This window comes from Streptomyces sp. NPDC007808 (assembly GCF_042868655.1).
Lineage (GTDB): Bacteria > Actinomycetota > Actinomycetes > Streptomycetales > Streptomycetaceae > Streptomyces.
In genome coordinates this window covers 636797-661692 of the sequence record NZ_JBIAEQ010000006.1, presented here as the reverse complement: position 1 = coordinate 661692, position 24896 = coordinate 636797, and the positions used below count along the sequence as shown (strand labels likewise).

Genomic DNA, 24896 nt, shown 5'->3' with positions numbered 1-24896 from the left:
TCGAGCCTCGCGACGGCGCACGCGCGCGTGCGTCGCGCATGAGCCGCGGCCCGTACCCCGGTCGGCGGGGGTACGGGCCGTGCGCACGCCTGCGGCGTCAGGTGGCCACGGTCTGGCGGCGGTCGGCCTGGTAGGCCATTGCGTGCTGGACGACGCCGACGAGGACCTCCTTGACGGATTCCCGGTCGCGGGCGTCGCACAGCACCAGCGGTACGTCGTCGTCGAGGTCGAGGGCCCGCCGGACGTCCTGCGCCGGGTAACGGGCGGCGCCCTCGAAGCAGTTGACGCCGACCAGGAAGGGTATGGAGCGCCGTTCGAAGTAGTCGACGGCTGCGAAGCACTCCTCCAGGCGCCGGGTGTCGGCGAGGACGACGGCGCCGAGGGCGCCCTCCGAGAGTTCGTCCCACATGAACCAGAACCGCTCCTGGCCCGGCGTGCCGAAGAGGTACAGCACCAGGTCCTCGCGCAGGGTGATGCGGCCGAAGTCCATGGCCACGGTGGTGGTGCGTTTGCCCTCGACACCGCTGGTGTCGTCGACGGGGCGTCCGGCTTCGGTGAGCAGTTCCTCGGTGCGCAGCGGCCTGATCTCGCTGACCGCGCCGACGAGGGTGGTCTTGCCCACGCCGAAGCCGCCGGCCACGAGGATCTTGAGCGTGACGGGCTCGACCGGAGGCTTACCGCGCTCAGAACGCCCGAAGATCATCGATCTCTTCTCCTGCTTGATGGGGGTCGCGCGGCGGTGGGCCGTAGCCCCCGCCGCCGGGGGTTTCGATGACGAGTACGTCGCCGGGGCCGACGTCCGCAAAGTCGCTTCCGGCGAGGGCGGCGACCGTGCCGTCCGCGCGTTCGACGCGGTTGGCTCCCAAGGCACCGGGCTCGCCACCGGCCAGTCCGTACGGCGGGACCCTGCGGTGCTGGGACAGGGTCGAGACGGTCATCGGCTCGTGGAACCGGATGCGGCGCACGGCACCGTCTCCGCCGCGCCACCGTCCGGCGCCCCCGCTGCCGCGCCGCACCGCGAACTCGTCGAGGTGCACTGGCAGTCGCCATTCCAGCACCTCGGGGTCGGTGAGCCGCGAGTTGGTCATATGGGTCTGGACGACGGGAGCGCCGGGGAACCCGTCGCCGGCACCGGATCCGGAGGCCACGGTCTCGTAGTACTGGTGGCGTTCGTTGCCGAAGGTGACGTTGTTCATGGTGCCGGAGCCCTCGGCCTGGACGCCGAGCGCGGCGTAGAGGGCGCCCGTGATGGCCTGGGACGTTTCCACGTTGCCCGCCACGACCGCTGCCGGGGGTTCGGGCGCCAGCATGGAGCCGGGTGGCACGACGATCTCCAAGGGCCGCAGACAGCCGTCGTTGAGGGGGATGTCGTCGGCCACGAGGGTGCGGAAGACGTACAGGACGGCCGCGTTGACGACCGAGAAGGGGGCGTTGAAGTTCGTGTCCAGTTGCGGGGAGGTGCCGGTGAAGTCGACGGTGGCGGAGCGGTTGGCGCGGTCCACGCGTACGCGTACGCGGATGACGGCGCCGGAGTCGGTCTCGTAGGCGTACTCGCCGTCGTCGAGGGCGTCGATGACCCGGCGCACCGCTTCCTCGGCGTTGTCCTGGACGTGTCTCATGTATGCCTGGACGACGTCCAGCCCGAAGTCGTCGATCATGCGGGCGACTTCTTCGACGCCCTTCTGGTTGGCCGCGATCTGGGCGCGCAGGTCGGCGAGGTTGGTCTTCGGGTTACGGGAGGGATAGGGCGCCTCGGTAAGCAGACGGAGGGTCTCCTGCTCGCGGAAGCGGCCGTTCTCGGCGAGCAGCCAGTTGTCGAAGAGGACTCCCTCCTCCTCGATGGTGCGGCTGTTCGCGGGCATCGAGCCGGGGGCGATGCCGCCGATCTCGGCGTGGTGGCCGCGTGAGGCCACGTAGAAGAGGATCTCCGGGTCACGCTCCGTATCCGAGGTTTCCTCGGTGCCGAAGACCGGAGTGATCACCGTGACGTCGGGCAGGTGGGTGCCGCCGTGGTACGGGTCGTTGACCGCGTAGGTGTCGCCGGGGCGCATCCCGGAGCCGCGGCGGCGGATGACCTCTTTGACGCTGGTGCCCATCGAGCCCAGGTGGACGGGGATGTGCGGGGCGTTGGCCACGAGGTTTCCGTCCGGGTCGAAGAGCGCGCAGGAGAAGTCCAGGCGTTCCTTGATGTTGACGGACTGGGCCGTGGACTCCAGGCGGGCACCCATCTGCTCGGCGATGGACATGAACAGGTTGTTGAAGACCTCAAGGAGAACCGGATCTGCTTTTGTGTCCAGATCGGAACTCTGCGTAATCGCCATGCGTTCCATGACCAGATGCCCGTCATCCGACGCCGCGGCGCGCCAGCCGTCGTCGACGACGGTCGTCGCGCTGGACTCGGTGATGATCGCCGGGCCGGTGACGGTGTGGCCGGGAGGAAGGTCCTCGCGGCGGTGGAGGGGTACGTCGCGCCAGGTACCGCCCGTGTGGAGGCGGACGGTTTCCGGGGCGGCCGGGCCGCCGTCCTGGGTGGCCCGGTAGGGGGAGAGCACGGACAGATCGGGGGGTTCGGTGATGCCGGTGGCTTCGACGGAGAGGGCTTCGACGACGATCGGGCGGTCGAGGGTGAAGGAGTACGTGGCGCGATGACGTTCTTCGAAGGCGCGCTCCATCGTGACTGGGTCGGTGAGCTCGACGGTGAGGGTGGTGTCGGCGCCGTCGTAACGCAGCTGGGCGCGGCGGGTGACCTTGATGCGGCCTTCGGGGACGTCCTCTTCGAGGAGTTCGGTGCGGGCGGCCGTTTCGAGCTCGTCGGCCGTCTCGAGGACGCCGGGCATCGTGGCGGCTTCCAGCGGGGCCTCGACGGACTGCTCGCGCATGGCCGTGGTGTCGGCCAGGCCGATGCCGAGCGCGGAGAGGACACCGGCCATGGGGGGCACGAGGACGGTGCGGATGCCGAGCGAGTCGGCGACCATGCACGCGTGCTGGCCGCCGGCGCCCCCGAAGGTGGTGAGGGCGTAGCGCGTGACGTCGTGCCCCTTCTGGACGGAGATCCGCTTGATGGCGTTGGCGATGTTGGCGACCGCGATCTGCAGGTACCCTTCGGCGACCTGCTCGGGTGTGCGGTCGTCCCCGGTCCGATCGCGGATGTCGCGGGCGAGGGCGGCGAAGCGGTCCCGGACGAGGGCGTCGTCGAGGGGTTGGTCTCCGTCGGGGCCGAACACCGCGGGGAAATGGGCGAGTTGGACACGGCCGAGCATGACGTTGGCGTCGGTGACGGCGAGCGGGCCGCCGCCCCGGTAGCAGGCCGGTCCCGGGTCCGCGCCCGCCGAGTCCGGCCCTACGCGGTAGCGGGACCCGTCGAAGTGGAGGATCGAGCCGCCCCCGGCCGCGACGGTGTGGATGTCCAGCATGGGGGCGCGCAGTCGGACGCCGGAGATCTGTGTGGTGAAGACGCGCTCGTACGCGCCGGCGAAATGCGAGACGTCGGTGGAGGTGCCGCCCATGTCGAAGCCGATGACGCGGTCGAAGCCGGCCAGCTGCGACATGCGGGCCATGCCGACGATGCCCCCCGCGGGGCCGGAGAGGACGGCGTCCTTGCCGCGGAACTGCCCGGCCTCGGCGAGGCCGCCGTTGGACTGCATGAACATCAGCCGGACGCCTCGGAGTTGCTCGGCGACGTGCTGGACGTAGCGGCGCAGTACGGGCGAGAGGTAGGCGTCGACGACGGCGGTGTCCCCGCGCGGGACGAGTTTCATCAGAGGGCTGACCTCGCTGGACAGCGAAATCTGCGGAAAACCGACGCGGGCGGCGAGCTGTCCGACGGACCGCTCGTGGGCGGGGTGGAGGTGACTGTGCATGCAGACGACCGCGACGGCGCGGATCCCGTCGTCGTACGCCTGACGGAGCGGACCGGCGAGGGCGTCGAGGTCGGGCGCCCGCAGGACGGTGCCGTCGGCTGCGATGCGTTCGTCGACCTCGACGACCCGTTCGTACAGCAGCTCGGGGAGTTCGATGCGGCGGGCGAAGATGTGGGGGCGGTTCTGGTAGGCGATGCGCAGAGCGTCTCGGAAGCCGCGGGTGATGATCAGCAGGGTCCGTTCACCCTTGCGCTCGAGAAGCGCGTTGGTGGCGACCGTCGTGCCCATGCGGACGGCCTCGACGGTGTCCCTGGAACCTTCCAGCAGTTCCCGTACGCCCGCGACCGCCGCGTCGGAGTAGCGCGCCGGGTTCTCGGACAGCAGTTTGTGGGTCAGAAGGCGGCCGTCCGGGCGTCTCGCGACGATGTCCGTGAAGGTGCCGCCTCGGTCGACCCAGAACTGCCATCCTGTCACGTCACTACCCCGCTTCCACGCCGCTCACAGCGCCCGCAGGCCGTTGATCACGTCGCGCAGGATACTCTCGTCCACCAGCTCGGCCGGCGGTACGGGCCGGTTCACATGGACGAATTCAGCGTCCACGAGGTCCCCGATGAGGACCCGTACGACTCCGATGGGCAGGTCGAGCTCGGCGGAGAGTTCCGCCACGGACTGCGGGGCGTCACGGCACAGCCCGACGATGTCCACGTGCTCCGGGGACAGCGACGAGTCGCCTTCTGGATCGTCCGCCTGCGGTTCGGCGACGACCACCGCGATCAGGTCGAGGCGGTGCTGGGCCGCGCTGGTGGTGCGGCCGCGCGTCATGGCGTACGGGCGAACGACCGGTCCGGCCTCGTCGTCGAACCAGTGGCTTCTTCCCTGACCCTCAACGCTCATGCCATCCCACTACCCACCCGAAGGCAGATCGGTGCGCGGAGCGCTGCCCAGATGCACACCCACCCGCTTGACGAGGAGCGTCATCTCGTACGCGACCAGGCCGACGTCCGAGTCGGCGTCCGAGAGGACCGCGAGGCAGCTGCCGTCACCGGCGGCCGTCACGAACAGGAAGGCGTCATCGAGTTCGACGACGGTCTGCCGGACGTTGCCCGCCTCGAAGTGGCGGCCGACGCCCTTGGCGAGGCTGTGGAACCCGGATGCGACGGCGGCCAGGTGCTCACTGTCCTCGCGCGTCAGGTCCTTGGACACGCCCGTCGGCAGGCCGTCCCCGGAGAGCACGAGGGCCTTACGGATGCTGGCGACGCGGTCCACCAGGTCGTCGAGGAGCCAGTTGAGCTCGCCGGACCGGGTGGTCGCGGTGTGGCCGGTCGTCTTTGGTGCGGTCATCGACCGTCCCCCTTAGTTCCTTGTGGTGCTGTGCCGCTGTGGGCGTCGTCGCCCGCGGCGTTCTCCTGGCGGCCACGCTGCCAGCCCCGCTGGAGCGAGGACATGCGGCTGCGTACCTCGTCCGCGTCCCGCTCGGCGAGCTCGGCCGGCTCCTCGGCGCGCCGGGCAGGGCCCTGCTTGAGCTGCGGAGCCAGGCTGGCCTGCCGTACGCGCCGGGGCAGGGCTCCCGAACCGGTGCTGGGGGCGGGGGCCTCGGGATCGGACGATGCGATCGCGGGGCGCCGTGGGCGCTTGGGGAGGACTGCGGGCTCCTCGGCCTCGCCTCGGCTGCGCCCGCCGACGGGTGGGGTGCCGGCCGGGTCACCGCTCCGGTCCGGCGTGCCGGGGGCCCGCCCGCGTGGGCCGGTGCCACGGCGGCGGGTCGGCAGAGGGGCGAGGCCGTTCGGTTCGGGTCGGCTCCGGCCGGTCGAGGCCTCCGGTTCCGCTTCGGCCCGCTCGTCCCGCCGGGAGCGCTGGTCGGTGACCGGGCGCCCGTGGGAGCTGACCAGCTTGGGAGTGGTGCGGCGAGGGAGGGGGACGGGGGCGCTCAGATCGTCGCCCTGCTCGGTCTGCTCCGGTCCGCTGCGGATGCCGGACACCGGGTGCGGGCCGATCGGACCCTTCGCCTCGTCCTCGGGGCGGGTGAGGGCGCGACGGGTGCGGAAGAGCCCGCTGCCTTCGCCGTCCCCCCCGTCGAGCGTGTCCGGGAAGTCGCTGAGGGCGTCCAGATCGACCGGGGCCTCCAGTTCGACCGGGCCGTCCAACAGCGAGGTGGGGAGGCCGGGCACGCGGGCGGGGACCTGGGCGAGGGCGGCGCGGCGCGCCTCCTCCAGCTCGGCCTCCTTGGAGGGGGCGGGCCGGTCGAGGCGGAAGCCGATGCCGTTGGTGTCCGGGACGTCGTCGGTGAGCAGCGCGTCGGGGATGAAGACGACGGCCGTCGTGCCCCCGTACGGCGACGGCTGCAGCGAGACGCGGACGTTCTGCCGCTGGGCGAGTCGGCTGACCACGAACAGGCCGAGCCGGTCGGTGTCGGACAGCTCGAACTCGGGGGTCTCGGCGAGCCGGAGGTTGGCGTCCAGCAGTGCGTCGGCGGCCATGCCCAGGCCGCGGTCGTGGATCTCCAGGGTGAAGCCGTTGGCGACGCGCTCGCCCAGGACCTGGACGGCCGTGTGCGGTGGGGAGAACACCGTGGCGTTCTCCAGGAGTTCGGCCACGAGGTGGGTGATGTCCGCGACGGCCGGACCGGTGACGGCGACGCGAGGCAGACGGCGTACCTCGATGCGCTCGTAGTCCTCGACCTCGGCGACGGCGGCACGCACGACGTCCATGAGCTGGACGGGTTTGCGCCACTGCCGGGACGGTGCGGCGCCGGAGAGGATCACCAGGCCTTCGGCATGACGGCGCATGCGGGTGGTCAGGTGGTCGAGCCGGAACAGGTCGGCGAGTTCGTCGGTGTCCTCGGTACGGCGTTCCATCGTGTCGAGGAGAGTGAGCTGCTTGTGCAGGAGGACCTGGCTGCGGCGGGCGAGGTTGACGAAGACCTCGGAGACGCCGGCGCGCAGTTCAGCCTGCTTGACAGCGGCCTCGACGGCCGCGCGCTGCAGGGTGTTGAGGGCTTGGCCGACCTCACCGATCTCGTTCTTGTCGTACTCCAGACGCGGCACCTCGGTCTCCACGTCGACCTGTTCACCGACGGAGAGGCGTCGCATCACACTGGGCAGCCGCACACCGGACGCCTCGTGGGCCTCCAGCCGCAGCTGCCGTAGATCGCGGATGAGGCCGCGGCCGATGCGCACGGACAGGAACAGGGAGAACAGCAGGGCCAGAAGGCCGAGGACACCGGCGATGGCAGCCTTCACGATGACGCCCATCGCGACGGGGTTGACGCGCTCCTGATAGCGGTCGCCCGCTTCGTCGTTGAGTTTGCTGAGTTCGTCGAGAACGCTTCCGGCGGCTGCGTCCCAGGTCTGGGCGTCCACTCTGACGGGGCCGCCGGGCTGGGCGGAGATGACGGCTTGTTCGGCGACGTGCAACGGGGCGGTGGAGGCGTTCTTCCAAAAGCGCTCGTAGCGTTCGCGCTCCGGCGAGGGAAGGTCCGTGAGGCTGATCTCGTACATGAGGGTGCGCTGGGCGATGAGATCGGAGACCGCGCGTATCTCTTGGCGGGAGAGTTTGCCGACCACGAGGGCCGAGCTGAGCAGCGCGTCCTCACGGGAGAGCAGTTCGCGGGCGTGGGTGACGTTGAGGAGGGCGCGGGCCTGCTTGTCCATCGCCACGCTGTCGATCCCGTCGAGGGAGCCCAGCAGGGCGTAACAGGGATCCACGAGCCGGTTGTAGAGGTCGAATGCCTTGGCGCGGGTGACCGTGCCGTCCTCGACGCTGCGACGCAGAGGGCTGATGCCGTCGAAGGCGTCCAGGACGGCGGTCAGACGCTCGCTGTCGCCCTGGTCCAACCCGTCACGGACATCAGGGTCCTTGGCGTTCTTGCGGATCTTCGCGACGGCGGTGTCCGTGGCGTTCCGAGTGGCTCGCAGAGCGGACTGTGCGTCCGAGGCCCGGCGGTCGGCGAGGTAGACCAGCGCTTGGCGGCGCTCCTGCTGCAGGACGCGGACAGCGTCCTCGGTGGAGTAGCCGATCTTCTCGACGAGGGACGACACCGTGAACAGCTGGGCCACACCTCGCCCTGTGAGTACCGTGGCGAAGCCCCAGATGGCGGCCAGGGACACCAGCGGCACGAGAAGCAGCGCCACCATCTTCCGGCGGATCGACTTCCCGCGAAAGTGCATGGCCTCCCCCAGCTCAAACCCCCCGCGGTCGAGGGGGCACACCTGTGCGTCAACAATTGGGCGCGAGCCTACTACCGACGCACAAGTAACTCGAAGAGCCATCCGGAATCCGAACTTCCGCACCGCTGGCGAGACATGGGGAGTTGTCCGGGCATTACGGGAGATTGCCTCCCGCGAACATGCAACGGCTCACGGAAAGGATCTGGCCGGTCTCACGGGCCAGTTGGCTGGAAATTCATCTACCGCGGGAATCTTCCGGACGCCTCGATCGTCCTTCTTCATGGGAAACGGGGGCGGATTGGGCCACAGGAGCCGCATGGCTCCCCCGGACGGCGTAAAACAGCGCAAGCCGGGCAACCGCTGGGGAGCTGAGTCTTCGGATGCCGGCGAGCGGTCTACCGGCGGTGGGGAGTGACACGGTGATGGGCACGGCGGAGCTGAGCGAGGCGCCTGAGGGCGGCGTGACGGCGCATTCGGCACCGGGACCCGGTCCCGAGGCGTCTGATCGGGACGTTCCGACAGACGGAGGGAGCACTACGGGCGACCAAGCCGTTCCGGCCGGCATGACAGCGACGACGGATCGCCGCGCTGCAGGTGTGGTTGACGGTGCGACGACGCAGGAACGGGCCGTCTCCCGGCCGTTGTGGGTGGAGGAGCCCGCCCGGCGCCGCCGGATGCCGGACCCGGTGCGAACGGCGGCGGTGCGAGCCGTATTGATCATCGCGGTGACGCTGATCCAGGCGATGGTGGCATTCTTGTGCACCCTGGCGGGGTCCTGGCTGGCGTTCCCGATGGTCATCAGCAGTGTGGCCAGCACCGTGGTGGCCACCTGGGGCGCTCTCGACGTCTGGGTGACCCGTCAGGTCTGGAACCAGCGCCACGGCGTGGTCTCGACACCGAGCAGCTCGGCGCGTGCCCTTCGCCGGGAGCGGCGCCGGGCGCGACAGCAGGCACGGGAGGCCGAGCGCGCGCAGCGGCGAATACGCCGACGGGGCGGAGCGGGGCAGTTGTCGCATTCCTGAGGGAACAGGGTGCGGCCGCGATCCCGTCTCACGTACGGGCGGTGGGAGATGAGGCTCCTCACGTCGGACAACCGATCGAGGATGAACTGCCCTGCTCCATAGGGCAGTTCGCTGGATCTCGCTTTGGCGCCCGGCCCTCGGCAGACGGTCAGGGCTGGTCCGACACGGCGGCGCCGAAACGCGCCGCGAGTGACGCGACGGCGGTGCGCAGCTCCTCACCGCCGTCGACGCGGAAGGCCAACGGCACCTTCGCCAGCCATTCCTGTGCGTACATGTCCGGGTTGCGAGTGCTGCCGATCAGCACGCATCCGGTTCCCAAGGGCTCAAGCCGCCCCATGGGCGGTCGGATCCATGGGGCAACCTCGGTCAGGGAAGCGTCGAACACGACACGGGTGGAGAACTCCCATCCAACGCCGAGGTTCTTTTCCAGCACAGCCACCGGATCGAGGTCCTTGGGCGGTTCGAACCCGTGCCCGGTCGAACGGACAGCGCGGATCCGGTCCACTCGGTAGGTGCGAATGGCGTCGGCGCGGTGGGAGTGGCACAGCAGGTACCAGCGGCCGTAGCGGACGACGATGGACCAGGGGTCCACCTCCGCCTCCCACTCGTTGCCGGCTTCGCTGCGGTAGGTGACCCCCACGCGGTGCCGGGCGGCGACGGCGTCGACGAGGTCGCTGGTGACGGCCGGATCCGGGCGGGTCGAGTGCGGGTCAGGCGCGGCCGACGCGTACTCGCGAAGCATCGCGGCCTGCTGTCCCACACCCTCCGGCAACGCCTTGACGACCTTGCCCAGGGCGGCGCCCACCAGGTCGTCGGCCTCGGCCGCGGCCGGTTGCGCGCTGAGGACCGCCATCACCAGGCCGAGAGCCTCGGACTGCGTGAACTGCACCGGCGGCAGCCGCGTCCCGCGGCCCAGCCGGTACCCGCCGTGCGGTCCCCGGACCGACTCCACGGGGATGCCGGCTTCCCGGAGGATGCCTACGTACCGGCGCGCTGCGCGCTCCGTGACGCCCAGCCGCACGGCAAGGTCACCGGCCGTCGTACCGGGTCGGGCCTGGAGGATCTCCAGGGCACGCAGCGCTCGGGCGGTGGGGCTGAGGTCGTGGGGCACGGGAGCAGGCTAATCGCATGGCTGAACTCCGCGGCCGAGGATGCGAGCGGTCTTCGTCCGAGGCCGGAGAGCAGGCCCGACCGCTTCCACTTCCACCTCTCTCGCACGCTCGCCGAATGATCCGGCAGTACATCGTCCGGATCTCCTTCTACGGTGACGCCACGAGGAAGAAGAAGGGGATCGAACCATGGACATCCTGCTCATCGGCGGCATGTGGCTGAACGGATCCGTCTGGGGACGCGTCGCGTCCGCGCTGGAGTCGCTCGGTCACCGCCCCGTACCGCTCACCCTGCCGGGTCAGGGCGACGGCTCCGCATCGGCCACGCTCGACGACCAGATGGCGGCAGTACTGGCTGCCGTTGACGCGGCACCCGGCAAGCCCATGGTGGTGGGGCATTCCGCCGCCTGCACGCTTGCCTGGCTGGCCGCCGACCGGCGCCCGGACCGGCTTTCCAAGGTCGCCCTCATCGGCGGCTTCCCGTCCACCGGCGGTCAGCCCTACGCCGACTTCTTCGAGGTGCGGGACGGTGTCGTTCCTTTCCCGGGCTGGGGTCCCTTCGAGGGGCCGGATGCCGCCGACCTCGACGACAGGGCCAGGCGGGAGTTCGCGGCCGCAGCGATCCCTCTCCCAGCCGGCGTGGCCAAGGGTGTGGTGCGGCTGACGGACGAGCGGAGGTTCGACGTCCCGGTGGTGGTCGTGTGCCCGGAGTTCACCCCCGCGCAGGCCCGGGAGTGGATCGAGGCGGGCGACGTCCCGGAACTCGCCCGGGCCAAGCACGTCGACTTCACCGACCTCGACTCCGGCCATTGGCCCATGGTCACCAAGCCCGACGAGCTGGCCCGGATCCTGGCTGCGGCGGCCGACACGGCCTGACGGGCGCTGAGCCGGAGACGGGGCGGGTGACTACGCAGTCGCGGGTGCCGGCCGTTTGAACATCCGGGTCGCCGTGATCTCGCTGTGCACCGCTTCCCCGGCCGACGGCTGCTGCGGCAGCCCCGGACGCAGGTGCTCCTCGACGCTGATGTACTTCAGTCCGGCTCGGAGGTCGGCGTCGTTGCGCAACCGGATGACCAGCGGGAACTCGGCGAGCGCGGTCGTGTCGAACAGGCCGGTGGTGTAGAGGAGCTGTACACCCAGGGCGTCGGACACGGCACGCTGGAGTTCGAGCAGGTAGGTGGCGTTGGCGCGTCCGATCGGGTTGTCCAGGAACAGCGTGCCGGCGTGCCGGTGCTTGTCGCGGCCCCGGTCGTTCGACCGCAGGGCGGCCATCGTGCAGTACAGCGCGATGGCCGCGGTGAGCAGCTGACCACCGGAGAAGACGTCACCCATCTGTCCGACGGGCACACGCTCGGCCCGCAGGACGGCATCCGGCTTGAGGATCTCCACGGCGACGCCCTTCGGCTGCAACGCCGCTGCGACGCCCCGCAGCAGCAGCGACATGCCGTCCCGCCTCAGGTCGGAGTTCTTCTTCACCGCCGCTCGGGTGGCCTCGTCGATGACCTCGCCCAGCCGTTCGGTGAGGGTGGCCTGGTCGGGCTCCTCGAAGCGGATGCGGAGGAACTCCTGCCCGGACCACTCACCGAGTCCCTCTGGAAGCCGGGACAGCCGCTGGGCGGACCGAAGGGTCGCCAGTGCCGACTCGACCAGGCCTCGGAGCCGGTCCACGATCGAGTCGCGGTTGCGCTCCAGCTGGGCCAACTCGTCCGTGAGCACACGGAGTCGGGGCGCGAAGGCGTCCGCCCATTTCTGCGCGTGCTCGGGCAGTGCCGAGGCGGGCAGCTCGCGGATCTGCTGACGGGCCGGGGTGCGAACCTGCTCGTAGCGCGTGGAGTTGGCGTGCCGTACGAGTACGTCGCTCGCCTCGCGCACGGCCCCCTCGGCGGCGGACAGGTCGGCGGCGCAGCCGCGCAGCGACCGACGGGTCTCGGCAGCGGCCTGCCGGGCCTCCTCCAGGCTGCCCGGGTACGGTTCCGGTTCCTCCTGCTCCTCGTCCTGGACGTGTTCGCGCAACAGGTCGCGCAGCATCGCGGCGATCTCGTCGAAGCCGCCCGCCGCGTCCTCGGCGGCGCGATGGGCTTCGAGGAGCTCCGCGTGCGCCTCGCGGGCTTGCGCCAAGGCCTCGGTGCGGGAGGCGAGTTCGGCGGTCGCCGTGCGCAGCAGGGCCTGCGCGTGCTCGGCGTCACGCGGTTGAAGTTCCTCCGGCAGTTCGGTGTGTGTCTCGCCGTCCTGCGGAGCATGCCGCTCGGCCTCGCCGCGCAGCCGTCCCAACTGCTCGCTGGCGCTGGACATTCGGGTCTCCAGGAGCTGGACCAGCTCCTCCGCGCGCGCGGCGGCAGCCTGCCGGGACGGCCCGTCGGAGCCGTCCGGCGACTGCAGGAGCTGTTCGGCCCGGGTCCGGACCTTGTTGCTCAACCGGTCCAGCTCCGCGCGCGCCGCGCTCTCGTCGCTCTCGGCGCGGGCCTGCTCGGTGCGCAGATCGGCGCCGACGCCGACCTTCTCGTAGACCTGGGACGCGGCCCGGTACGCCTCGCGCAGCGCGGGCAGGGAAGCCTTCGGGTCATCCGTGCCGGTGTCCGGTACGTCGTCCGGGGCGCCCGCGATCTCCGAGCGCTCGGCGCGCAGGGCACGGGCGGTGCGACGCGCGTCATCGGCGGCGCGCTGGGCGGCGCGACGGTCCTCGTCGGCGGCGCGGGCCCGTTCCAGGCAGGCCTGGGCGCGGGCCTCGGACTCGGTGGCCTCGTCGGCGAGTTCACGCATCTTCACCTGCCAGCCGGCCCGCTCACGCAGCCGGAAGGCCAGCCCGGCGAGGGCATCGGCGGCACGTCGCGCCTTCTGTGCGGCCTCCTGCCGCTCGTCGCGGACCTGCGCGGCCTCGGCGGCGGCTTCGTCGGCCTCGGCGCGAACGGTCCGTGCCTCGGACAACTCGGCCTCTGACTCCTCGGCGAACGCGCGCGCGTCCCGGGCGGCCCGCGCCAGCTCGACCAGCCGACCGGCCGGGCAGCCGGTCCGCCACGAGGCGAGCCGCGCGGCCAGCTCCCGGTCCTTGCCGAGCCGTGCTGCGAGGCCTCGGATCTCGTCGTCCCGCTCGGTGGCCCGGGCGCGCAGGGCCTGACGCTCCTCGTCGGCGGCGTGCTCGTCGTGCATGGCGGGGTTGGGCGGTACGAGGAAGACGTCACCGCCTTGCGCGTCCGGCGCCGGCGTCGGGGCGAGCAGCGCGGCTGCCGTACCCACCGCGACGGCCGACCGGGGCAGCAGCGCTGCGTCGCCGAGCGCCTCCCTGGCCCGTGCGTGCGTGTCGGGGTCGGTGATGATGACGCCGTCGACCAGCTCGGGCCGGGCGGCGAGTACGCGCGCGTGGTCGGCGGGGTCGACGGCCTGGGCGAGGTAGCGCCAGCCCGGCAGGGCGGGAATGCCCTGCTCGCCGAGGAACTCCACGGTGGCCAGCACGTCGGGGCCGGGCGGGAGCAGCCCGCCGTCACCGAGTGCGCTGAGGATCCGGGAGTCGTCGGCAGCCGCCGTACGCAGTTCGAAGAGCTGTCGCTCGGCGCCGGAGACGGCGTCGTCGAGCAGTTCGCGCAGCTCGTCGGCGAAGCGGTCCAGGTCCTCGGGGGTGAGGGCGCCGTCGTTCGGGGTGCTCGCGACGGAGACCTCGGCACCGTCGCGAGCGGACGTGCCGTTGGGGTCGCCGCCCGAGCGGGGAGCGGGAACGGACCCGCGCTTCGGGCCGGACTCGCCGGCCAGGCCGAGGAGTTCAGCGAGCCTCTCCTCCGTCGCCAGGCTCTCGGCGAGGCGGCGCTCCGCCTCGTAGGACCGCTCGGCAGCGGCGGCGGCGTCGGCGGCCCGGGCCGCCGTCAGCTCGGCGCGGGATTCGGCCGAGGCCGCCTCGCGCGCGTGCTCCGATGCGCGCCGCGATGCCTCGCGGGCGGTGTCCCAGGCGGCGACGGCCGTCTTCTCGGCGTCGCTCGCGGCGAGCGCCGCACGGGCCGGGTCGGCGTCGGGCGTGCTGTCGTCGAGCCACCCGGCGCGCACGGCCTCGGCGGTCTCCTGCTCGACCTCGTTCAACCGCTGCCGCAGATGCCCGATGTCGCTTCGGGCGCGCTGCGCCTCGGTGGCGGCGGCGGTGGAGTCGCGGTACGCGGCCTCGCTGACCTCCTGGAGCGCGGCGGACCGCTCCTCCTCCTCGTTGGCGAGGGTCTCGGCGCTCTGGGCGGCGGCGTGCAGGGCCCGTACGAGATCGACGGCGGCCCTGGCGCGTGCGGCGAGCGCGGGGGCGGCGTCCCGCTCGGCCTCCTGGATCGCGGTGGCCACGCGCGCGACCCGGTCGGCGGCGACCCGGTGCCGCAGCACGGCCTCGGCGGCCTGCCAGGCGGAGTGCAGCGTGCGGGCGTCGGCGAGCTCACGCTTTTGCGCGGCCGCCGACTTCTCTGCCGCGGCGAGCGCCAGCGAGGCGTGCCGGTAGGCCAGTTCGGCCGAGATCAGCGCACTGCGCTCACGCGCCGCCTCCGCGTGTGTGACGGCGTAGGCGGCGGCGGTGACCCGCTGGGCGAGGTCGGCGGCGCGCACACGCTCCTGTACGCCGCGCGCGGACAGGCGCCGGGCCAGGGTCCTGGTCCGCCGCTCGGCACCGGCGTGGATGTCACGCGCGCGTGCGCGTGTCCCGGTGGCTTCGACGATCCGCCCGAGCAGGTCGACCGATCCGGCGGTGAAGTCGCGTTCGGCGATCAGCTCGGCGCGCCGGCCCAGCTTGTTGCCGAAGCCGCTGACCAGGTCGGCGAGCCCGTCGGTGTCACGGGTGTCCGTCACGGCCCGCAGCAGCAGGTCGGTGAAGTCGGAGTCCTTCTTCACGGCGAACAGGCCGGCTGCCTCGCCCTCGTCGGCGTTCATCTCCCGCTGGTAGCGGAAGAGTTCGGGGTCCAGGCCCAGGTCGCCGAGGTGCTCGATCCACCGGTCGTGGATCTCCTCCCAGTGCACCTCCAGATGCGGATACGCCTTGCCCGCCTCGGTGATCGCGTCCCGGAAGCCCTTCATGGTGCGGCGGCGCCCCTGTGCGCCCGACTGGCCCTCGACGGACGGACGTACGGCGGTGGACTCGGCGACCGGCAGGTTGTCCAGGCTGAGTCCCGGGCCGGGCCGGAACGAGTACCAGGCCTCGGCGAACTTCCGCGGATCGTTGGAGACCTGGCGTCCGCGCCATTCGCTGACCTTGCCGACCACGACGCACTCGCCGGTGAGGACGTGCTGCCACTCCAGCGCGACATGGCCGCAGTCGTCGGCGAGCAGGAACTTGCGCAGCACTCCGGAGCTGGCGCCGCCGAGGGTGTTGCGGTGGCCGGGCAGCATCACGGAGAAGATCAGCTTGAGCAGGACGGACTTGCCGCCGCCGTTCTCCAGGAAGAGCACCCCGGCGGGCGCGGGCCGACGCGGCGGCCCGACGGGCTCCTCCTCGAAGAACTCCGCCTGCGTCGGTGCGGGATCGGGCACGGGTTCGCCCACACCGCGCAGGTCAAGCACGGTGTCGGCGTAGCGCGCACCGGCCGGTCCGATGGAGTAGAGGCGGACCCTGGACAGCTCGTACATGGCGGACTCTCGTAAGTCTTCGTCAGATCAGGGAAGTTCGGGCTTCGGGCGGATCGGGCGGCGAGGGCCGCCTCACGCGGAGTGGAACGGCAGCCCGGCGTCGGCCGCCAGCTCCAGATCGTCCGAGTCCTCGGGAGGCAGCAGGGTCGGTGTGCCGTCGGTGACCGGGACCACGCCCAGCTCCAGCAGCTCGGCCATGGCGGCGCTGCCCGCCATGTCGCGCACCTGGAGCTGGTAGCGGGCGGTGGTCCGGTACGTGCCGCCGTTGTCGTCGCCCGTGCGCTGCAGGAAGCCGGAGTCGGTGAGGAAGGCCACGGCCTTGGCCACGATGCCGGTCGTGGAACCGGCGAGGCGGCGCGCGTCCTTGGTGGCGCCGGTGGCGCTGCGTCTGACCCAGATCCGCCAGGCGGCCTCCAGGCCGGGCGCGTCGGTGGCCGGGTCGGTGTTCTCGCCCTGTTCCTCCGCCCGCTCCTCCAGCCGCCGGCAGGCCTGCCGTACGAAGGCGTCGACGCCGTTGACCGTGACCCGGCCGATGTATCCGTCGTCGGCGAGGTCCTCGGGTCGCGGGAACGCCATGGCGGCCACGGCGAGATGGGCCAGTCCGTGCAGGAACCGGTCGCCGCCGTCGGCCGAGGTCCGACGGGCGTAGTCCCCCATGCGGACGGCGAAGACCGAGTCCTCGGCGGCGGTCACCGCCATGCCCGCGCGTGGCGACACCTCCAGCACGACGAGCCCGAGCCCGGCGGCCACGGCGTCCGCGAGCCTGGCGAACGATGGGTCCTCGCGGTAGCGCCGCAGCAGCTCGGCGTACTCCTGGTCGCGCGCGGGCTGCAGCTTCGGCTGCAACCCGAAGGCGACGAGCCGCGCCGCGTCGGCGGCGTCGGCGGGGGTGACCGCGGCGGTCGCCGGCGGGGCGGGGGCCTCCGCGTCACTCCACTCGACGTGCTCGCTCACGGTCGGTGCTCCTTGCTGCGCTGTTGCTCACTCATGCTGCTTCCGTCCTGTCCGCGGCCATCCCCGCCGCGTCCAGCAGCGCCGTCCCCACGATCAGGTCGGCGCCTCCGAACTCGGGGTCGTCGAGCTCCGTCCCGTCGTCCACGGCGAACAGCAGCTTCTCCTCGCCCTGCCGGTACGCGGTGCCCACCGGCGGGCTGGCGGCGTGCACGGCCAGCAAGGCCACCAGGTACGGCAGCTCGGGGTCCTGCCGCCGTGCCTGGGCCAGCAGTCCCGACAGCCGTCTGGGCGCGTCCGCCGGCAGATCCAGCAGCTCCCGGGCGGCGGTCAGCTGTTCCTCGCTGAACCGGCTGTCGTCCGGCGTGGCGATGAGGTCGGGCTCGGGCATCTCCGCGCCCAGGTGCTCCCGCTCCACGGGCGGCGTCAGCAGTATGTCGACGAGGTCACCCACGCGCACCGACACCGGCGTGCGCAGGCCGGTCCCGCGCGCGAAGAAGGCGTCCGTGACCCGGACGGCCTGCTCCAGCGGCAGGGGCAGGACGGGCGCGAGCAGGTGTCCGTACAGGTCTGTTCCCGATGTCGTCATCGGGGTCGCGAAGGCCTGGCGGTCCTGTTCGGCGCGGAAGAGCGGTCCGGCTTCCAGCAGCCGGGACTGAAGCTGCGTATGGCGCCGGATGCAGTCCTTCACGATGTCGACGAGCTCGGCGGCGCGCCGCTTGTGCTCGGCGTCCTCCGTCTCGTCACGGGCCTTGCGGATGTTGGTGAGGATCGCGTTCTCGTGGCGGTAGCGGTCGGCGACGTGGTCGAGTGCCTCGGCGATCATGTCGGGGACGGAGTTCAGCCAATCCACCGCCCGGACGTTGCGCCGGGTCGCTTCCAGGGCCCTGCGGAGCGTCTCCGAGTACTGCACGGTCCGGTACCGGGCCTGTTCGGCTGCCAGCTGCGCGTCGGCGAGGCGGCCGCGGTTGATCAGGACCTCCAGTTTGACCTCGGCGGCGATCTGGGCGCTGGTCACATCGGTGTCGAGGGCGCCGACGAGGACGTTGACAGCCTCGTCGGTCGTGCGGAGGTAGACGGTGCCGCCCGGACCCGGCACCTCCTCGATCAGTTTGAAGTCGTAGTCGCGGCGGACGTAGCTGCCGTCCGATGCGAAGGTGCCGTACACCGCCCGGAAGCCGCGGTCCACGCTGCCGACGTTGATCAGGTTCTCCAGCACCCAGCGGGCCACCCGCTCGTGCTCGGCGGCGGGACGCCTCGGGGCCTGGGCGGCGATCCGCGGGATGAGCCGGGCGACGATCTGGTCGTGGTCGGCTCCGGTGTCGAAGTCCATGTTGAGCGTGACCAGGTCGATGGCGGCGAGCGCCACCTCGGCCATGCCGTAGACGGAGTACTCACCCGCGAGGTTGGCCTTGCGCGCGTCGAGGTCGTGCAGCGGCGCGGTGCAGGCGAGCGCGCGCAGCCGCCGCGCCAGACCCTCGTCGGCGGCCGGGCCCGGAGCGGGGCGCGGCCCCGCGCTGAGCTGGGGCGGAACACGGTCCGTCGATGCAGGCGAAGTCACGGTGCACAGACTAGGTCCTCGGTCTGACAACGACCCAAACGAAGGTCTTTGTCGGCGGAGCGGGGCCGGGCGGCGGCCTCTGCGACGACGGCGGACGCCCTCTGAGTCGTCCAGCGCCCCGTCCCGCCTCCGGGCGCCGGTGGCAGGGCGGGCGGCTGCCCGCGTCCCCTCGGTGCGTGCCCGCCACCCGGCTCGGTGCGTACCCGCCACCCGGCTCGGTGCGTACCCGCCACCCGCCTCAGTGCGTGCCCGCCACCCGGCTCGGTGCGTGCCCGCCACCCGCCTCAGTGCGTGCCCGCCACCCGGCGTCGGTAGACCTCCACCACCCGCTTCAGCGAGTCGTCGAGGTACACGGCGAGCAGCCTCTCGGCCTCGCCTTTGTCGCCGAGCGTCAGCGCCTGCAGGATGTGCAGGTTCCGGGACAGGTACGGCTCGTGCAGTCGGCGCGGGTCGTCCACCACGTGGAAGGCGAGCCGCAGCTCGGCGAAGACGCTGCGCATCACCTCGTTCGTGCGGGCGCTCCCGGCGAGGGAGACCAGTTCCCGGTGGAAGTGGATGTTGGCGGTACCCACTCCTTTCCAGTCACCTTCGCGCGCCGCCCGCTGCCCCTCCTCGACCGCCCCGGTGAGCGCGTCGAGGTCGTAGGGCGGCTCGCCGAGCCCGCGCACGACGGCACACTCGACGAGCCCGCGCGTGCGGTAGATGTCCTCGACGTCCTCCACGGTCAGAACCCGGACGAACACCCCGCGGTTCAGTTCGTGGACGAGGAGGCGTTCATGGGTGAGCAGCCGGAACGCCTCGCGGAGTGTGTTGCGGGACACACCGAGCGCCCCTCCGATGCTGTCCTCCGACAACCGGGTGCCGGGCGGGAAGAACCCCTCGGCGATGCGGCTTCTGAGGATGTCCGAGACCCGCTCCGCCGTGCTGGTGCGGCCCAGCAGGGCGCGGTCCTCGGACAGAGAGGTCAGCTGATCGTCCATGCCAGGAATTCAATCGCAGATCACAAGGACGAACCAACATAGGTATTGAGGGATCGTTGAACGATCCTCTACGGTGCTTCGAACAAGTACGGCTCAACCTCCCAGCACCCTCCGTCCCCTCACTGCGAGGTGCCCATGAGCACAACCCCTCCGCCTCAGGCCCCGAGCACCGACACACGCCCCGTCACCCCCGGACACCCCTCCGACGACGGGGCGTTGGGCTGGTTGCGCGCCCTGGGTCCGCGCGGCCGCCGCGCCTTCGCCGGCGCGTTCGGCGGCTATGCCCTGGACTCGTACGACTACTTCACGCTGCCGCTGAGCATGGTCGCCCTGGCCGCGTACTTCGGCCTGGACAGCGGCCAGACCGGCCTGTTCACCACCGTCACCCTCGTGGTCTCCGCGATCGGCGGCGCCCTCGCGGGGGTTCTGGCCGACCGGATCGGCCGGGTCAAGGCACTGATGATCACCGTGATCACCTACGCCGTGTTCACGGTCGCCTGCGGCTTCGCGCCCAACTACGAGACCCTGCTGGTCTTCCGCGCCCTCCAGGGCCTCGGCTTCGGCGGTGAGTGGGCGGTCGGCGCGATCCTCGTCGCCGAGTACGCGAGCGCCAAGCACCGGGGCCGCACCCTGGGGGCCATCCAGAGCTCGTGGGCCGTCGGCTGGGCGCTCGCCGCCGTCATGTACACCGTGGTCTTCTCGTTCCTCGACGACGACCTGGCCTGGCGCGTGATGTTCTGGACCGGCGCCCTGCCCGCGCTGCTCGTCATCTGGATGCGCCGCCGGGTGCACGACGCCCCCGAGGCGGTGGCGGTGCGGGAACGGAGCGCCGACAAGGGCTCGTTCACGGCGATCTTCAAGCCCGGCCTGCTGCGTACGACGATCTTCGCCGTGCTGCTCTCCACCGGGGTCCAGGGGGGCTACTACACCCTCGCCACCTGGGTGCCGACCTATCTGAAGACCGAGCGCGACCTGTCGGTCGTCGGCACCGGCGGCTATCTGACGTTCCTGATCTCGGGCGCCTTCGTCGGGTACCTGACCGGGGGCTACCTCACCGACCGGCTGGGCCGCCGCCGCAACATCTGGCTGTTCGCCCTGCTGTCGGCGGTGTGCATCCAGGCCTACGCGAACGTCCCGAGCGGCGCCAACACCCTGCTGCTCGTGCTCGGTTTCCCGCTCGGGTTCTGCATGTCGGCGATCTTCAGCGGCTTCGGCTCCTACCTGAGCGAGTTGTATCCGACGGCCGTGCGCGGCACGGGACAGGGCTTCACGTACAACACCGGCCGCGCGGTGGGTGCCGTCTTCCCGACGACGGTCGGCTTCCTGGCGGACACCTGGGGCGTGGGCGGCGCGCTGGTCTTCGGCGCGATCGGTTACGGCATCGCGGCGCTGGCCCTGCTCGGGCTGCCCGAGACACGCGGGAAGGAGCTGGCGTGAACCACACGGAGGACTCTCCGGTCACCGTCGTGGCCGAGGACCGCCCGCTCGTCCTCGTCGAGGAGCACGCGCACGCGTGGAGCCCGACAGCGGCCCGCGCCCGCTTCCGGGAGGGCCTCACGGGCCCCACTTCCGGGGTCGCGGCGGGCCACACCCAGGTCAACCTGATCGCGGTGCCCGCCGACTGGGCGTACGACATGCTGCTGTTCTGCCAGCGCAACCCCAAGCCCTGCCCGGTCCTCGACGTCACGGACGCCGGTTCCTGGACGACCGTCCTCGCCGACGGCGCCGACCTGCGCACCGATCTGCCGCGCTACCGGGTGTGGCGGGACGGGGAGTTGGTGGAACAGCCGACGGACGTGCGCGCGTACTGGCGGGACGACCTGGTGTCGTTCCTGATCGGCTGCAGCTTCACCTTCGAGTGGGCGCTGGCCGCGGCCGGCGTCCCGATCCGCCACGTCGAGCAGGGCCGCAACGTCCCGATGTACGTGACGAGTCGTCAGTGCCGTCCGGCGGGGCGGCTGCACGGCCCTGTGGTCGTCTCCATGCGCCCGGTGCCGCCGGAGCACCTGGCGGCGGCGCTCCGGGAGACCAGCCTGCTCCCGGCGGTGCACGGCAGCCCCGTGCACTGCGGCGATCCCGCGGCGTTGGGCATCGCCGACCTCACCCGGCCGGACTTCGGCGATCCGGTGGACGCCGAGCCGGACGACATCCCGGTCTTCTGGGCCTGCGGGGTGACCCCGCAGGCCGCCGTGATGGCCTCGCGCCCGCCGTTCGCCATCACCCACGCGCCGGGCCAGATGTTCCTGACCGACGCCCGTGACGAGCAGTACCGCGTCGCCTGACCGCCGCCACGAGCGGTACGGCGTCGCCTGACCAGACACAGAAGGATCCATGACCTCGATCGATCTCAACGCCGACCTCGGTGAGGGCTTCGGCCGCTGGCAGCTGACCGACGACGAACGCCTGCTGTCCGTCGTCACCAGTGCCAACGTGGCCTGCGGCTTCCACGCCGGGGACGCGGCCACCATGCGGCGGGTGTGCGAGCAGGCGGCCGAGCGCGGGGTGCGGATCGGTGCCCAGGTCTCCTACCGGGACCTCGCGGGTTTCGGGCGGCGCGCGATGGACGTACCGCCCGCCGAACTGTCGGCCGAAGTGGCCTACCAGATCGGCGCCCTGGAGGTCTTCGCACGAGCCGCGGGCACGCGCGTGTCGTACGTCAAGCCGCACGGTGCCCTCTACAACCGGGTGGTGCACGACGAGGAGCAGGCCGGCGCGGTCGTCGACGGCGTGCTCCTCGCGACGCGGGCCGACGCCGGCCTGCCGGTGCTCGGCCTGCCCGGCTCCCGTCTGCTGGACCTGGCCGCCGAGGCCGGACTGCCGGCCGTCACGGAGGCGTTCGCGGACCGCGCCTACACCGAGCAGGGCACCCTTGTGCCGCGCGGCCGGGACGGTGCCGTCGTCACCGACCCGGAGGCGGTGGTGGAGCGCTCGGTGGACCTGGCCCATACGGGCCTGGTCACCTCGCACACGGGGGTCCCGGTCGAGGTACGGGCCCGTTCCCTGTGCCTGCACGGGGACACCCCGGGCGCGGTCGAGCTGGCCCGCCGGGTACGGGCCCGGCTGGAGGAGTCGGGCGTGCGGGTGGAGGCCTTCGTATGAGGGCGCTGCACGTCGGCGACGACGCCCTGCTCGTCGAGGTGTCCTCGGGCGAGGAGGCCCAGGCGCTGCACGCGGAACTGCTGCGGCGCCGCGCGGAGGGCTCGCTGGCGGTCCGCGAGATCGTGCCCGCGGCCCGCACGGTCCTGCTCGACGGCCTCGCAGAGCCGGCCCGAGTGGCCGGCGAGCTGACCACGTCCGAGCCGCCGCCCGCGCCCCCACGCGCGCGTGACGTGGTGGAGCTTCCGGTGCGCTACGACGGCCCGGACCTGGCCGACGTCGCCGCGCACTGGGGCGTGTCCGCCGAGGAGGTGGCCCGTATCCACGCGGGTACCGAGTTCAGCGTCGCCTTCTGCGGTTTCGCCCCCGGATTCGGCTATCTCACCGGTCTGCCGCCCCGCTACGAAGTCCCGCGCCGGGCCACCCCGCGCACGGCCGTACCGGCGGGCGCGGTGGCGCTGGCGGGGCCGTACACGGGGGTGTACCCGCGCTCGTCGCCGGGCGGCTGGCAGCTGATCGGGACCACGGACACCGTGCTGTGGGACCACACGCGCGTGCCGGCCGCGCTGCTGTCGCCGGGCACGCGCGTGCGCTTCGTTCCGGTGGCGAGCTCATGACCGACCGCGCTCTCGCCGTCGTACGCGCCGGGGCGCTCACCACGGTGCAGGATCTCGGCCGTCCCGGACACGCCCACCTCGGCGTGCCCCGTTCGGGCGCGCTGGACGGACCGGCGGCGGCACTGGTCAACCGTCTCGTGGGCAACGCCCCCGAAGCGGCCGTGTTGGAGACCACCCTCGACGGCTGTGCCGTGCGGCCTCGTTCGGCGGTCACCGTCGCGGTCGGCGGGGCGCCCTGCCGGGTCACCGTGGCCGGACGCCCGGTCGCCTGGGGCGCTCCGGTGCGCGTGCCCGCGGGTGCCCTCCTGGACGTCGGCCCGGCCGTGTCGGGCGTCCGCAGCTACCTGGCTGTCGGTGGCGGCATCACTGTCGAGCCGGTCCTCGGCAGCCGCTCCACCGACCTGCTGTCCGGTCTCGGCCCACCGCCCCTGACGGACGGCACGGTGCTGCCTGTGGGCCGCCCCACGCCGCTCCACGCGCGCGTGGACGTCGCTGCGCAGCCGGCGCCCCCCGCGGAGCTGGTTCTGCGCGTGACCCTGGGCCCACGCCACGACTGGTTCAAGCCGGACGCGGTGTGCCTCTTCACTTCCCGCGTCTACCGCGTCTCCCCCGCGAGCAACCGCATCGGACTGCGCACACAGGGCCCCGCGCTGGATCGGGCGGTCGCCCGTGAACTCCCCAGCGAGGGCGTGGTCCTGGGCTCGGTCCAGGTCCCGCCCGACGGCAGGCCGGTCGTGTTCCTGGCCGACCATCCGACGACCGGTGGCTACCCGGTGATCGCCGTCGTACGGGCGGCCGACCTGCCGGCCGTCGCCCAGGCGGTACCGGGCACCCCGATCCGCTTCGTGGCCGTACGCCGTCGCTGACCGGGGCGGCGCCGGGGAGAGTCACGCCGCCTGCGGCGCGCCGCAGGAGCGGCCGACGTCCCACTCGGCCGTAGGCAGGACGATGAGTCGCTCAGGACGCCCCCGGTGGCCTGGTCACCACCTGGCGCGCAGCACGCCGTCGCCGTCCGGCAAGGCTGCTTGGAACAGCGGGTGGCGCTCGTCGAGGATCAGGGGCAGAGAGCAGGCTGCTTTCGCGCCCGCGACCAGACGGGCGAGCTGTTGGTGGTCGGTTTCGTCGATGGTGACGTGGCGGATCGCTCCGTTCGGTGCCTCCCAGACGAAGTCCATGGACGCGTCCGTGGGCAGCGCAGCAAGGACCTCGTCGACATCGGGGTCGAGGTCCGGCCAGATCGTCAGGAGCGCGCGAGGGCCGAGCCCGGCGCGTACCGGGTCGAGGGTGCTCGCGGTGAGGCGGTGCCAACGGGTCGCGTTGCGGACGTAGGTCTCTTCCAGGAGCAGCGTCTGTTGCGTCGCGAGTTCGGCGCGGACTCGTTCCCAGAAGTCCTCGTCGGCAGCCTCGGTCACTTCAGGTTCGTCCAGATGTGCCGCGTAGGGGGAGACGCTGATCGGTTGCGCAAACAGGCCGAGTTCATGCGTCCGGGCGACCGCTGCGTCGCAGGGTCGGTCGCTGCCGACGTACACGTACTGGTCCCACCCCACGTGGATGGTGAACGTGTCGTCGCGCTCCAACCGGCACCAGGCCCCCTCGTCGCGGAGCATGGCCCGCACCAGCTCCAAGGCTACGGACAGAGAAACTTCGGCACCGTCGTGGTAGCCGGTCAGGTCCGGCGGGAACAGGCCGGCGAGGCCGTGGCCGTCGATGGGTGCTTCCAGGCCGAAGTTGACGAAGCCGGTGACCTCGGGTTCACGGATCTGCAGTGTGGCGATGCCCGCTTCCCGTGCGAAGGCGGCGATCGCTTCCAAGTAGGCAGCTTCGACGGGTCCGTGGTCGCTCACCGTGTCCTCAGCACCCGTGTAGTGACCGCGCTCGTCACGGTCGGCGGGGTCGTACTTGGTTATCTGATGAGCGAAGGACGGCGGCACGAAGCTCCCTGTGCTGCTGAGGC

The 24896-nt window shown here is 71.8% G+C and carries 18 protein-coding genes; 7 read left to right on the top strand and 11 right to left on the bottom strand.

The annotated features are described in order from the left end of the window. Window positions 1-97 precede the first annotated feature (97 nt). From ACFYNL_RS25360 to ACFYNL_RS25340, 5 genes are read right to left on the bottom strand one after another with little or no spacing between them, the layout of a single operon-like run. The gene (locus ACFYNL_RS25360; RefSeq protein WP_388807270.1) at window positions 98-703 is read right to left on the bottom strand and encodes an ATP/GTP-binding protein; all 606 of its coding nucleotides are present in this window, start codon (window positions 701-703) and stop codon (window positions 98-100) included. Then, on the bottom strand, window positions 684-4334 hold the full coding sequence (locus tag ACFYNL_RS25355; RefSeq protein ID WP_388807269.1) for a hydantoinase B/oxoprolinase family protein: 3651 nt from the start codon (window positions 4332-4334) through the stop codon (window positions 684-686). The genes ACFYNL_RS25360 and ACFYNL_RS25355 overlap by 20 nt, the downstream gene beginning before the upstream one ends. 24 nt (window positions 4335-4358) lie before the next feature. Beyond that, window positions 4359-4754, bottom strand: a complete 396-nt coding sequence (locus ACFYNL_RS25350; RefSeq protein WP_388807267.1) for a DUF742 domain-containing protein — start codon at window positions 4752-4754, stop codon at window positions 4359-4361. Window positions 4755-4763: 9 nt separating this feature from the next. Further along, window positions 4764-5201, bottom strand: a complete 438-nt coding sequence (locus tag ACFYNL_RS25345) for a roadblock/LC7 domain-containing protein (protein ID WP_388807265.1) — start codon at window positions 5199-5201, stop codon at window positions 4764-4766. Next, window positions 5198-8026, bottom strand: coding sequence for a nitrate- and nitrite sensing domain-containing protein (locus ACFYNL_RS25340; protein WP_388807263.1), 2829 nt, complete (start codon window positions 8024-8026; stop codon window positions 5198-5200). Before ACFYNL_RS25340 ends, ACFYNL_RS25345 begins: the two co-directional genes overlap by 4 nt. Window positions 8027-8448: 422 nt before the next feature. Between ACFYNL_RS25340 and ACFYNL_RS25335 the strand changes: the two genes are divergently transcribed. Beyond that, on the top strand, window positions 8449-9048 hold the full coding sequence (locus ACFYNL_RS25335) for a hypothetical protein (protein WP_388807261.1): 600 nt from the start codon (window positions 8449-8451) through the stop codon (window positions 9046-9048). Window positions 9049-9196: 148 nt separating this feature from the next. On the opposite strand, the gene ACFYNL_RS25330 is transcribed toward ACFYNL_RS25335, so the two are convergent. Further along, window positions 9197-10159 (bottom strand): helix-turn-helix transcriptional regulator, encoded by a 963-nt coding sequence (locus ACFYNL_RS25330; protein ID WP_388807259.1) that lies wholly within the window; start codon window positions 10157-10159, stop codon window positions 9197-9199. Between the two features lie 187 nt (window positions 10160-10346). Here ACFYNL_RS25330 and ACFYNL_RS25325 point away from each other — a divergent pair, with 187 nt between their 5' ends. Next, entirely contained in the window at window positions 10347-11033 is a 687-nt protein-coding gene (locus ACFYNL_RS25325; RefSeq protein WP_388807257.1) for an alpha/beta fold hydrolase, read from the top strand. A gap of 30 nt (window positions 11034-11063) precedes the next feature. Here ACFYNL_RS25325 and ACFYNL_RS25320 read toward each other — a convergent pair whose 3' ends face one another. The 4 genes from ACFYNL_RS25320 to ACFYNL_RS25305 form a co-directional block, all read right to left on the bottom strand. Next, complete coding sequence (locus tag ACFYNL_RS25320) at window positions 11064-15737, bottom strand: hypothetical protein (protein WP_388807255.1); 4674 nt, start codon at window positions 15735-15737, stop codon at window positions 11064-11066. 72 nt (window positions 15738-15809) lie between these two features. Next, the gene (locus ACFYNL_RS25315) at window positions 15810-16691 is read right to left on the bottom strand and encodes a hypothetical protein (protein ID WP_388807253.1); all 882 of its coding nucleotides are present in this window, start codon (window positions 16689-16691) and stop codon (window positions 15810-15812) included. Between the two features lie 31 nt (window positions 16692-16722). Further along, window positions 16723-18249 (bottom strand): hypothetical protein, encoded by a 1527-nt coding sequence (locus ACFYNL_RS25310; RefSeq protein WP_388807251.1) that lies wholly within the window; start codon window positions 18247-18249, stop codon window positions 16723-16725. A gap of 284 nt (window positions 18250-18533) precedes the next feature. Beyond that, window positions 18534-19229, bottom strand: a complete 696-nt coding sequence (locus tag ACFYNL_RS25305) for a GntR family transcriptional regulator (RefSeq protein ID WP_388807249.1) — start codon at window positions 19227-19229, stop codon at window positions 18534-18536. A gap of 135 nt (window positions 19230-19364) precedes the next feature. On the opposite strand from ACFYNL_RS25305, the gene ACFYNL_RS25300 reads away from it, so the two are divergent. The 5 genes from ACFYNL_RS25300 to ACFYNL_RS25280 are packed head-to-tail and all read left to right on the top strand — an operon-like array spanning window position 19365 to window position 23808. Then, window positions 19365-20666: an MFS transporter gene (locus tag ACFYNL_RS25300; RefSeq protein ID WP_388807247.1), complete on the top strand. Its 1302-nt coding sequence runs from the start codon at window positions 19365-19367 to the stop codon at window positions 20664-20666. After that, the gene (locus ACFYNL_RS25295; RefSeq protein WP_388807246.1) at window positions 20663-21511 is read left to right on the top strand and encodes a putative hydro-lyase; all 849 of its coding nucleotides are present in this window, start codon (window positions 20663-20665) and stop codon (window positions 21509-21511) included. Before ACFYNL_RS25300 ends, ACFYNL_RS25295 begins: the two co-directional genes overlap by 4 nt. A gap of 49 nt (window positions 21512-21560) precedes the next feature. Further along, window positions 21561-22328 (top strand): LamB/YcsF family protein, encoded by a 768-nt coding sequence (locus tag ACFYNL_RS25290; RefSeq protein ID WP_388807244.1) that lies wholly within the window; start codon window positions 21561-21563, stop codon window positions 22326-22328. After that, entirely contained in the window at window positions 22325-22942 is a 618-nt protein-coding gene (locus ACFYNL_RS25285; protein ID WP_388807242.1) for an allophanate hydrolase subunit 1, read from the top strand. The genes ACFYNL_RS25290 and ACFYNL_RS25285 overlap by 4 nt, the downstream gene beginning before the upstream one ends. Next, a complete protein-coding gene (locus tag ACFYNL_RS25280) occupies window positions 22939-23808 on the top strand; it encodes a biotin-dependent carboxyltransferase family protein (RefSeq protein ID WP_388807240.1) in 870 nt (289 codons plus the stop codon). The genes ACFYNL_RS25285 and ACFYNL_RS25280 overlap by 4 nt, the downstream gene beginning before the upstream one ends. A 114-nt stretch (window positions 23809-23922) precedes the next feature. On the opposite strand, the gene ACFYNL_RS25275 is transcribed toward ACFYNL_RS25280, so the two are convergent. Beyond that, window positions 23923-24873 (bottom strand): RNA-binding protein, encoded by a 951-nt coding sequence (locus ACFYNL_RS25275; protein ID WP_388807238.1) that lies wholly within the window; start codon window positions 24871-24873, stop codon window positions 23923-23925. Between the last annotated feature and the right edge of the window lie 23 nt (window positions 24874-24896).